The following is an 11,489-nucleotide window of genomic DNA, read 5'->3' as shown; positions in this document are numbered from 1 at the left end:
GATTTGTGACAATAACGGCAATAGACGTCAGCTTTGGCCATGCTTTACCCTTAAAAGGCGGGAAGCATATCACAACAACTAACTATTTAATACATGACCGATTTAAATCCCGCTACACGCCTTGGTGGAAAGTTCACAACGGCTAATATTTGTTTACCGATTAATTGTTCTTCCGAGTAGTTTTGGCATATCTGAGCAGAGCTTTGCTTTTCACCCAGTTCACCACCAAAATCGATAGACAGTTTATAAGCAGGTTTGATGGCTTTTTCGTTTTTTTCTACTTTGATAATTTTGCCAACGCGGATGTCGAGTGACATAAAGTTATCAATTGTAGTCAATTCAAAATTTACATGTTCCATAGGGTATAATTAATTATTAAAATTATGTTCTTTAGCATAAGAAAAATGTGAAGAGATAGCTAGGGTTAAGTGATTTTCTATATAATCAGTACGTTGTAAAAGTCGGCCTGTATGGGAATAAGGTGTTATTAAATGCCGATTGCTTGCTTGATTCGACTAAAGTCTGAGAGAAAAATGTGCGTTGTGTAATCGGGGCTTGTGTGATGGAATCACACTATGTTTTTGGTGGCGGGTGCGGCCAAAGAGGTCTGGCTAATGAATTCAGGTATTGGAGTAAAGGTTAAATGAGACTGAATCTCTTTTGGGTCACAATGCAGTTTATGACACGACTTCCTATCCCTGAAAAATGGGCAAGAGGTGTCCATTTTCGTCAGTATTGGCGAGGTGTTCCAAATTTTCCGTTGATTGGGCTGATTGTTGGCGGACTGGCTGGCCTAATTTTTATCTCTATCAGTCAATTTGGTGGAGGGGTGTATATTGGTGCCATTGGTTATGTACTGGCATTGGCTCTGCTAACAGGGGGATTACATTTAGACGGGGTTGCGAATACCTGTAACGATCTTTTTACTGCCCACAAGCACAAAAGAGAAAAAATGCGGGAGATGATACGTGATAATCGTCTCGGTACTTATGGTAGTTTAGGGTTGATTTTTTGTATTTCTCTCAAAACGTTGGCTGTGTTTGAACTGTCCTATTATCCCCCTTTGCATCTGCTTGCCTTATTGACATGTGCACCGATTGTCGGGCGGGCCGCTGTGGTACTTTTGATGTATGGGCAACGTTATGCTCATGAAGATATGGGTATGGGAAGTTACTATATCGGTCAAGTTACGTCTTCTTCCACCATACTGACCTTGCTGGGAGGTTCGGTATTGGTAATGGCTTTGGGTAATTGGCAAGGCCTGTCCGCAATGATGATGACATTTCTCGTCATTTATGGTTTGGCTTTCTATTTCAATTATCGTTTGGGGGGACAAACCGACGGCACGCTGGGAGCGTCAATTGAGGCTGGAGAGGTCATTTTTTTGTTGGCAATGATTTGGCAATGATGATGAAGGCTCCGTTGTGTTGGATACCTATTTTCCCTTTGTACGGCAAGTTATTTAAAAATGATATCACGTTAAAAAGGCCGCGCTATGCGCGACCTTAATTCTATTATTAAGATTACATCACATCATTGCTCAAAATGATGCTTGGTTCCATAACAACATAGCCCATCAAAGACATTTCTCTGTAGATTCCGATGATACAGTGGTAGTACATTGTGCGTAGTTGACCAACAACGGGCAGTTCATTGATTTTTGCTTCCCAGCAGTAATCTTTGACTTTCTGCATATCGACATCGACTGGGCTGTGCATGCTAATGCTGGGAAGGAACTTCATCATGTGTTTCATCACAGGCATGTCTATCATGTTAACCATGCCATCATGCATCATGGTTTTCATGTGCATTGGCATGATTTTCATTACAGCAGCAGAATATATTGAATTAATATTTAGCGTTGCGACATTCCAACGGATGACATCATCTATATCGGCTTTAACCATAATGTTTAAGTCTTTATCAACGGATGCAAGACTTTCATCTTCAGATAAAACACGAACATATTCTTTATGCATTCCTGAAGGATAAATTGGGACAGGAGACATTATATCTGTGCTAAGTTTACCATAATCATTCATAATCTCTTCAGCTTTTACTGAGATTAAAACATCAATATGTTTCATTATAGAACCCTCATTAGTTAACGTTATTAGCATATTTTTATACGCGACCAACATAACACTGGGTCAAAATTTTCATCATAAGCTGCTTACGGACTATATAATAACAAAATAATATAAAGTATAAACCTCAAAAATAATCTTGTAGAAGTGTTAATTTATCATGATAAAGAATTTTTTAATTATTCTTTTTCCATATCTATTACAATTAATATTTATTTTAATTGTTTATTGGTGTGTGGTTATTATAACTTTATGGTGAGTTTTATCTGTTTGTTTTTTGTTAGTTTATTTTGTGGTGCTCAACATTTTTATGGTTATTAAAGGGTGTGTTTATTGTTTTATTGTTTGGTCTGTTTTTTTAAATTAATCATGGTTGTTTTTATAGCTAATAAAATCCCCAATCACACAGCTAATTATGTGATTGGGATAAATTAGCGTAACTAATAAAAAATGACCTGATAGATAACAACATAGAGGTATTAATTTTAATATTTTTTAATTTTTAACATTAATTAATCATAAGGTTTTTTATTGTTGTTTGTTTTAATATTCAATCTTTGATATGTTTTCTTAATCGGTCTTTTATAATTTTACCATTAGCATTCCGGGGTAAGGTTAAAAAAGTATATCCTTTGGGACGTTTATATCTGGCTACTACGGTACAAATATAATCATTTAACTCTTGTTCTGTCACTGATGCGTTTTTGTCGAGTTCAATAAAAGCATGTGGGACTTCTCCCCAATATGAATCAGGCTTAGCTACGATGGCTACAGCCAGAATACCGGGGTAATTTGACAGGGCATTTTCCAATTCAAGACTGGAAATATTTTCACCACCAGAAATAATGATATCTTTTTTCCTATCGACAATTTTGATGTAGCCATCAGGATCGACGACGGCCAAATCTCCAGTGTAAAACCATTGGCTGGTGGTATCCTGTGTGATCTGTCGGGCAGGATCGTAAGACGCGACAATATTTCCTCGAATGGCGATTTCTCCGATTGTTTTGCCATCAAAAGGAACGTCTAATTTACTATGTTCGTCTATAACGCTAACCTGTCCTTGTAAATTGGAGACTATCCCTTGCCGCATTTTTTTCAAGTTTTTTTCTGATTTTGGTAGATCTGCCCATTCATGTTTATTTTCACAAACAACAACGGGTCCGTAAGTTTCAGTTAGCCCGTAGACATGGGTTACATTGATACCAACTGAATCCAATAGAGAAAACGTTATTTCTGTTGGTGGTGCGCCGGCAATAAGGCCATAGACTCGCCCCCCAAAATGTTTTCCTTGTTTTTGTGCCAGGCTGCTTAAAGAGTAATGGATAATCGGTGCCCCGCAATAATGCGTCACGTTATACTTCTGTATAAGATGTATCGCTTCTTCTACTTCAAATTTTCGCATACAAATGTGTGTACCCGCCCGAGCCGCAATAGTCCAAGGGAAGCACCAGCCATTACAATGAAACATGGGAAGTGTCCATAAATAAGTCGGGTGTTTGGGCATTTCCCAATCCAATATATTAGAAATGGCATTAAGAAATGCACCACGGTGGGAATAAACGACTAATTTAGGTTGGCCGCTGGTACCGGAAGTTGAATTAATACTGATAGCCTCTTTTTCATCAATTTGGATAAATGATAGAGTTTTTGATGCGTGTCCGGTTATCAGTGATTCATAGGGAAGGAATTCAAGCCCATGCTTGGATACTGGGATAGTTGAGTTGTTCGAATCAACTATAACTATTTTAATTGGATCCTCGAAAGAGATGTTATCTAATAGTGAGATATATTCCTTATCAATAAATAATATTTTTGGCCTTAATTTTTCAAAGATAAAATTTAATGTTGCTGTATCTGTTCGCGTACTCAAGGCGTTGAGAATGCCACCCGCTAAAGGAACTGCAAAATGTAATTCAAGTAATTCATGAGTATTTGGCAAGATAGCAGATACTACACTCCCTTTATTAACTCCCATTTGTTGAAGTGAGATAGCAATATTTTCACAGCGATTAGCATATTGGCGCCAAGTCCAACGATGTTTTCCATCGATGATGGCAATATCATTACTATTGCTTAATGCGGCTCTTTTGAGAAATAAAAGTGGTGATAATTCTGTACCTGTATATTCACTTAAGAATGAATGGTCTAAAGTCATATTTTTACCTCATCATGTTATATCCTTCGTCTTTCAAGTTACAGCTTTGTTGGCTACGCTCACTCATCTCGGTCACATAGTTAGCTATGTTTCCGGGGATTTGTTCCCAAGACATAAGCATTGCAACTCGAAACTCATTGGGTATATATCTTATAACGCTAATCGGTAATAGAAAAATAAGCAATCATCTCATGGTCATGTTTTTAGAAGTTTTAATTTATGTTTTTCTATGAAGTTAAATACTATATTTAGTATATGTTTTATATTTTTTAATGCTAAAATTTTATTTATTGATGTTGCTAGGTTGGTTATTTAAAAATATACTGAAAAATTATGTTTTATCTAATAAAAATACTCTCTCTAGTGACAAAAAAGGAAATTAAAATGTTTAATTTAGCTGGAAAAATTGCCTTTATTTCAGGAGGAACGAAAGGTATTGGTAAAGGTATAGCAAGTGTTTTAAAGCAAGCTGGTGCGACCATCATTATTGCAGGTACTGATAAGGTGAAAGGAGAATTAATAGCTAAAGAGCTGAAAGTTGATTTTATGCCCCTTGAAGTTACGGATCAATCCGCCTGTCAAAATGTGATTGCTAAGGTTGTTGAAAAATATGGCAGGCTCGATATTCTTTGTTCCAATGCAGGCATTTTTCCACAACATTATCTTAAAGATATGACTTCTGAAGATTGGGACTTAGTACATAGTGTTAATCTTAAGGGGACATTCTTTTTAGTACAGGCCGCGTTGAGGGTTATGGAAAAGCAACATTATGGGCGTGTTGTTATCACATCATCAATAACAGGGGAGATAACAGGCCTGTCGGGTTATAGCCACTATGGCGCAAGTAAAGCCGGGCAATTGGGGTTCATGCGCAGTGCGGCGCTGGAATATGCGGGCCAGGGTATCACTATTAATGCCGTTATGCCGGGTATGATCATGACCGAAGGTTTGCAGGCATTTGGTGATGATTTCATCAACCATGTTAAAAAAACTACTCCTATGCGGGCTTTGGGAACGCCGGAAGATATCGGTTATGCGGCTTGTTTTCTGGCTTCTGATGAAGCGAAGTATATTACTGGTCAGACAATTGTCGTCGATGGTGGGCAAATACTGCCGGAAGTACAGGAAGATTGATAGTCTTTCAAGGATTGTTGTTAAGTAGAAGAAAAGGGTAAGATGCCTATCCAATAAACACAGGGAGGGAAATGACGTTCTCTTCCTGATTTTTTATTGTCTGAATTAGGTAAAGTTATTATGTCACTGAACTATGAACGTAAAACACTTCCACTTCCAAACGGGCACAATAAAGTGCTGCTGCACTCATGCTGTGCACCATGTTCTGGGGAAGTAATGGAAGCTATGTTGGCTTCAGGAATTGATTTCACGATATTTTTCTATAATCCGAATATCCATCCCCTAAAAGAATATGAACTGCGCAAAAATGAGAATATTCGTTTTGCGGAGGAAATGGGCATACCTTTTGTTGATGCTGATTATGATCGTGATAATTGGTTTGAACGCGCGAAAGGGATGGAGAACGAGCCTGAACGTGGTGTCCGTTGCACGATGTGCTTTGATATGCGTTTCGAGCGGACAGCCCTTTATGCCCATGAACATGGTTTCCCTGTGATTACTAGCTCACTTGGTATTTCACGCTGGAAAAACATGCAACAAATTAATGAATGTGGTGTTCGCGCCGCGTCTCATTATCCTGACTTAATGTACTGGGAATATAATTGGCGCAAAGGTGGAGGCTCTGCCCGCATGATAGAAATCAGTAAACGTGAAGAGTTCTATCAGCAGGAATATTGTGGTTGTGTTTACTCCCTCAGAGATACGAATCGGCATCGTTTGTCCACAGGTCGTGAGAGAATAAAACTGGGCACTATTTTTTATCAAGCAGATAGCGAGAAAAAAGATAGCGGATCACATTGATTTTTATCGAAGTCTTTTTCTGACATTTTTAGTATCTAGCCTGCATGCTATTTTAATATTGCTTGCAGGCAGAGAGTAGTTTTCTAAGTTATCTTTTTGAATTTTTATAACAATATTGTCTTTTAAGGATAATTTGTTAATTGTCTTTACAAATTAATTAATTTTTATTTATGGTTTGTTATTGATGTTTTATTTTATTTAATTTATTTGATAAATATAGATAAAAAAACAAATCAGTATGATATATAAGGAATTTATTCATTGTTTTTCATAAAGAAAGCGATATTTTTAAATTGCGTGAGAATGACTTGAAAGCGGTTATGATAAGGCTCGAACCTCATTTAAAAAAACTATTGTAGGTGATAGTTCTGTAGGTTATTTTTTATAGATAATAGTTTGGTTGGGCATTAAGGAATTGCAGAAATCGGAACTACGGCTTTTCAGTTTGATGTAAATTTCTTTTAGACAAAACTGAAAAGCTTTGGTTTATTGAGCATTACACTAAAGATAAGCTATTCAATGAATCAGGAATTTTTGCCATATCTGGCGCGATTAGGCGTGCAGCCAAAGCGCCTGCGATAACTTTGGGTGAAGTAGGATTGACTGGAAAAACCAGACTCCAATGAAATATCGGCAATACTCATTTCACTATTTAATAATAACTGATGTGCGTATAAAATACGCTGTTCACTGATCCAGGCTCTGGGGGAAGTACCATAAACACTGTTAAAAAGTTCTTTGAAGGAAGTTAATCCCATACCGAATTCACGTGCAAAGTCATTTAATCTCCATTCCTTGAGATAATATGCTTCCATAAATGTTTGCAAACGCTCCACCTGACGGTTGCTTAGCTTTCGGAGTACGGACATTAGTAATGACCCTTGTTTACTCAGGGCAAGTAATAGTAGTAACTCTTCAACTCTTAATTGAATCAAAGCCGTAGGGGAATCATGAGCCAATAAGCTAGCTAGCCCCAGGATACTTTCTGCCAGCAAAGGAAATTGATTAAAGGGGATCAATCTATAAGCAGGAAAGTCATGTCGTTCTATTTTACTCAGTAATGACCCGAAACGTTTTAAAAAACCGCGTAGAAACTCATTATCTAGTGGTAGCCATAAAACCTGACAACTTTCCGTATTAGTTTTGGCTGCATAATTTCCAGGATGGGTAAAAAGAATCTCATGTAATGTGATGTGATAAGTATTGTTAGCATTTTTCCAAATCATTTCACCATCGAGTAGAATATACAACCCTCTTTGTTTATGTTCTAGGATATTGAAATCAGGCATAGTTAATTGAAGAGTACAAATACTCTTTTGATTTAAGTCCGACGTCCTTTTCATTTAATACTCCTAATTTTCCGTATCATGAGTAATCATTTTTTTTGATGAGTGCATGGTGTATTTATTTTATTAATTAATAGATGTCGAAAAGACTCTGCCTATGGCACTCGAACTATGTTGATAAAGTCGAGTCCAGAGCAAAATGGTATAGAAAGATCTTAAAACTTCATGCGTAACATCAATTAACTCATTTTCAGCATTATATAGATAAATAAATATTTGTGTTAGGTTTAAGTGTAAAAATTTGTGATATGAATTTATTTTTCATACCTCTTTTTGTGATTAAAACAATTTATTTATGATTTGTTTATTTTTTATCTTGCATTGTTTAATCTTTATGTAATTGCATTAAAGGAAAATGATTATTGTAATCATGTCTGGATATTTATGTTTTAGCCTATTGAGCTACTTACTCTGATAGGTTTTCAGGGGTAGTGAATATAGGTCGTATTTTTACGATTACTCTTTGATTTTTTTGATCTTTAATATGATGCTGACTCCAGCAAGGAGATGATTTTTAACATAATAAATAAATATTAAATGTCTATGATTGAGTAATTATTTTAAAATTGTGATTTCATCCATTTTTTTAATGGATATTAGTGTGAGTGTAAAAAGTTAACAAAATGGATGTTTTGCGATTTTAATTTTAAAGCGAGTCTAATCTGGCTCTGATGTGTGTACTATCAAGGAAGTTAACATTAAGGTGTAAATCAGTCACTAAGAAGCGATTGTGTAATTTAGGTATCTTGGCTGTGGTGTGTAATTCTCGGTTTTATAATGTTAATCAGGTGTTAATTATCTGTATCAAATTCAGTAAAAGTAGATTGGTGGCAAAGAATATTTATTCAAATAATTATGCTAAATAGATTTCAAGTTACAGCCAACAAAGCGGCAACTTGAAAGATGAAGGGGATATAACGTGACCACGTGTTGTTAGAACACTATATCTTATTTAGTCATGTCTGCAAATTTGAAATAATCTATTTATAATTCAGATGGTTAAACTAAAATATCGACTTTATCCGTGTAATAACGCAATAAATCCCTCTGTAATAGCTTAGTAGATTGTTTTTTATACTTATAGAATGCTAGGATATGTTTTCACAGCCATTACCTTTATCCGCTAAGGCATATACCCGATAGATTTCAAGTTGTTGCGTATCCAACAGAACGCGCGACTCGAAAGATGAAGGGGGTATTTATAGATATATTTGTTGATGAAATATAAGAACAGACTACAGAAATGAGAAAGATATGGAAAAGTATCGTTTTTCAGATAATGCTTTTTTATACAGTACATGGCTCCTTTGGATCATTGCTTTAGGTTTATATATGTATGGTGCTCGTCTTGGTTGTGCCATAACAGCAATTTTATCTTTTTTAGCCTTAGCGTTTTACTTTACAAATATGAAACTGAGAATAAAAGCTATGTTTGGAAAAAAAACAGAGACACCCGTTACCAGCGTGACTACACCAATTACCCCTATACAGACAGAAGAGAAAAAAGTCCCGAGTGCTGATACTCGTCCTAACACTATTATTGCAAAAAACTCAATATTCAAAGGCGATATTGAGATGGAAGGCGATATTCAGGTTTGGGGAAAAGTCATTGGTAATATTCATGTGAAGGGGGGCGCTATTCGTATTATGCATGCCGGAAAAATTGAAGGTGAACTTAATGCACCTGAAATTATCATTGATGGTCATGTAGAAGGGACGTGTTGTGCGGAAACCTTGGATATTCTCGAACACGGAGAATTACGCGGAATTAGCCGTTGCGGAAGCATGTCTATTCGACGTGGTGGCCTGTTTGTTGGTCAATCTGAACAAGTTGAGAATAAGAAAAAACCAGAAGTGGAGCGAGTGGTTTCCATTAAGGATAATCAAGGAGACAAATCCAAAGCTAAAAATAGCGCTTGATATTCGCTCGTAGAATAGAATTTCATACATGGCTGCCGGGAAATATGTATAATTTTCCGGCAGTTTTTGTTTGGGGTGTGTTGCTGAGTTTTAAGGAGGTCTTGTGATTGTTCAACTGGAAACAGAAAGGTTATTGCTACGGGCTTGGAAAGAAGAAGATCGGGAGCCTCTTTTTCGTTTAAATAGCAATCCTGAAGTGATGGAATTTTTCCCCAATACATTGACTAAAGAGCAGAATAACACGTTAGTTGATAATTTTATTAGTAAGTTTGAAACACAGGGTGGATGGGGATTATGGGCGGTTGAATTGAAACAGAGCGGAAAGTTTATTGGTTTTGTGGGGCTGAACGTTCCTAATATCGAACTTCCATTTTCTCCCTGTGTTGAAATAGGCTGGCGGCTTGATAAACCATTTTGGGGGAAAGGTTACACCTGTGAGGCGGCTCGCAGCATTTTTGAGTTTGCTTTTATGGAAGCTGAACTAGAAGAAGTCGTGGCTTTCACTACCGTATCTAACTATCGTTCAGAAAGCGTCATGAAAAAATTAGGGATGCTCAGAGATGAAAAAACATTTTTACATCCTGGATTGCCAGAACATCATCCATTGAGAGAACATGTTCTGTACCGACTGCGCAGTTCACAGTAGTGCTGTTTACATTGATGCTATTCCCACTAATGATAAAAATCTCCAAACCGATCAAGGCCCTCCTATATTAGGCAGGAATAACCTTGATCGTAATTGTTTAATATTGTGCCGGTTTACTATTGTCTGGTAATCATCAGAGCTACGCGGCCGATGAATTGGATGTCGCTGATGGCACAGTCAAATGTGAAATCATTATCACTGACCCGGATCTTACTGATTGGGATCTTGGCAATCTTTTTGATACTGTGCATTCCTTCAATATCCACCAGCCATAAGCCATCTTGTATATTGTCTTCCTGAGTATCCAGCAGATACCACGCGGCACCATCATCAACTACCAGCGGATTTTTAAGTTCCTTAGCAATCAATTCGCTATCCAGAATCACTGGAGTTGCTTCATTTAGTTTACCGCCCGACAGTTTTACACGAGAAATCGACGGAGCAATAATATCTTCCAGTCGTTCTGTTTTACCACTTTCCCCATCTGGAAACATTTCTCCCTGACCCGTGCTTAACCACAGCAGTGAAGCGCCAGTTTCGAGATTACACTGGATTATCCAGTCCGCAGGAAAGCTATCACGAAGGTAGCGGTTCGCCATCGTGCTTTTGGAAACGCCCAAATGGTCACTTAGGGCCTGACGTGATTTAAATCCATATGCACGGACAAGGCGTTCAATAGCGGGTCTTCCCCCACTATCGGCTCCCATTTTGATCTCAATATTGGTATTTTTCATTGACAGTACAGATAAGAGGTATTAGTATTCCATTCAAGTTCTTGAAATGAGATCTTGAATGAACCCAGATTGGTTAAGCTGAAAACCATTGAGAGATATTGCATCATGAACGTCCAAATTTCAATCTTTATACCTAACATCGCGGTGATTTAGGGATGGTATTAAGGATAGCCGTGAATGATTAGGGAAGGGGGAATTGAGGTAGAAATAGCTTTGGAGGAGACAGTTGAGGGGAAACATGGCGAATACTGAAAAAGAAAAATTTGCCCAGATTAACCTTGGCCAGCGGCTGGAAGGATTGAATCATCTATCTAGAATTAGGGCAATATATTGGGGAGATGATGAAAAAGAGTTCAATCGGTTTTTTTCTGATATGCGCGATAAAAGAGACAACCATTACGAAGAGAATAAGCGGGCGTTATCCGCCATTTTCTATTTGGCGAATATCCCACACTCCCGCCATGAAAGTGAATTCAACCATTTTACTCAAGAGGAAAAACAGGCACTGATCAAGGCGATGAATCACATTAAGGTTATTGTCAGCCAGTTTCCGAAATACCTGACATTATCTAATTAGCCACCGTTTTTTAAACGCATTTTTGAATATATTCCTTGAATGAATGGCATGGATACGCCAGGCATCGGCACATCTTTAATAGGGTG

The 11,489-nt window shown here is 37.3% G+C and carries 11 protein-coding genes; 6 read left to right on the top strand and 5 right to left on the bottom strand.

The genetic code is table 11. From position 1 onward, the window contains the following. Positions 1-86: 86 nt before the first annotated feature. On the bottom strand, positions 87-359 hold the full coding sequence (locus Xhom_RS21190; protein WP_069318358.1) for a tRNA-binding protein: 273 nt from the start codon (positions 357-359) through the stop codon (positions 87-89). A 284-nt stretch (positions 360-643) separates the two neighbouring features. On the opposite strand from Xhom_RS21190, the gene cobS reads away from it, so the two are divergent. Beyond that, complete coding sequence (gene cobS / locus Xhom_RS21185; RefSeq protein ID WP_069318359.1) at positions 644-1,408, top strand: adenosylcobinamide-GDP ribazoletransferase; 765 nt, start codon at positions 644-646, stop codon at positions 1,406-1,408. A 115-nt stretch (positions 1,409-1,523) separates the two neighbouring features. Here cobS and Xhom_RS21180 read toward each other — a convergent pair whose 3' ends face one another. Next, the gene (locus Xhom_RS21180) at positions 1,524-2,087 is read right to left on the bottom strand and encodes an AidA/PixA family protein (protein ID WP_069318360.1); all 564 of its coding nucleotides are present in this window, start codon (positions 2,085-2,087) and stop codon (positions 1,524-1,526) included. 550 nt (positions 2,088-2,637) lie between these two features. Next, the gene (locus tag Xhom_RS21175; protein WP_069318361.1) at positions 2,638-4,245 is read right to left on the bottom strand and encodes an AMP-binding protein; all 1,608 of its coding nucleotides are present in this window, start codon (positions 4,243-4,245) and stop codon (positions 2,638-2,640) included. A gap of 384 nt (positions 4,246-4,629) precedes the next feature. Here Xhom_RS21175 and Xhom_RS21170 point away from each other — a divergent pair, with 384 nt between their 5' ends. Both Xhom_RS21170 and Xhom_RS21165 read left to right on the top strand, forming a co-directional pair. Next, positions 4,630-5,379, top strand: coding sequence for an SDR family oxidoreductase (locus Xhom_RS21170; RefSeq protein WP_069318362.1), 750 nt, complete (start codon positions 4,630-4,632; stop codon positions 5,377-5,379). 120 nt (positions 5,380-5,499) lie between these two features. Further along, complete coding sequence (locus Xhom_RS21165) at positions 5,500-6,180, top strand: epoxyqueuosine reductase QueH (protein WP_069318363.1); 681 nt, start codon at positions 5,500-5,502, stop codon at positions 6,178-6,180. A gap of 524 nt (positions 6,181-6,704) precedes the next feature. Here Xhom_RS21165 and Xhom_RS21160 read toward each other — a convergent pair. Beyond that, a complete protein-coding gene (locus tag Xhom_RS21160) occupies positions 6,705-7,523 on the bottom strand; it encodes a helix-turn-helix transcriptional regulator (RefSeq protein ID WP_069318364.1) in 819 nt (272 codons plus the stop codon). 1,257 nt (positions 7,524-8,780) lie between these two features. Between Xhom_RS21160 and Xhom_RS21155 the strand changes: the two genes are divergently transcribed. Beyond that, positions 8,781-9,446 (top strand): bactofilin family protein, encoded by a 666-nt coding sequence (locus tag Xhom_RS21155; protein ID WP_169928499.1) that lies wholly within the window; start codon positions 8,781-8,783, stop codon positions 9,444-9,446. Positions 9,447-9,549: 103 nt separating this feature from the next. Beyond that, positions 9,550-10,092, top strand: coding sequence for a GNAT family N-acetyltransferase (locus Xhom_RS21150; RefSeq protein ID WP_069314915.1), 543 nt, complete (start codon positions 9,550-9,552; stop codon positions 10,090-10,092). Positions 10,093-10,208: 116 nt separating this feature from the next. Here the strand turns inward: Xhom_RS21150 and Xhom_RS21145 are convergent, their stop codons facing one another. Next, positions 10,209-10,826 carry a phage repressor protein CI gene (locus Xhom_RS21145; RefSeq protein WP_069314916.1) on the bottom strand — a complete coding sequence of 206 codons (618 nt, stop codon included), beginning with the start codon at positions 10,824-10,826 and terminating at the stop codon, positions 10,209-10,211. 238 nt (positions 10,827-11,064) lie between these two features. On the opposite strand from Xhom_RS21145, the gene Xhom_RS21140 reads away from it, so the two are divergent. After that, the gene (locus Xhom_RS21140; RefSeq protein ID WP_069314917.1) at positions 11,065-11,403 is read left to right on the top strand and encodes a DUF5347 family protein; all 339 of its coding nucleotides are present in this window, start codon (positions 11,065-11,067) and stop codon (positions 11,401-11,403) included. Positions 11,404-11,489: the final 86 nt, after the last annotated feature.

This window comes from Xenorhabdus hominickii (assembly GCF_002632725.1).
GTDB classification, from domain to species: Bacteria; Pseudomonadota; Gammaproteobacteria; order Enterobacterales; family Enterobacteriaceae; genus Xenorhabdus; species Xenorhabdus hominickii.
The sequence above is the reverse complement of the archived record's forward strand: the minus strand, read 5'-3'. Positions and strand labels throughout refer to the sequence as shown.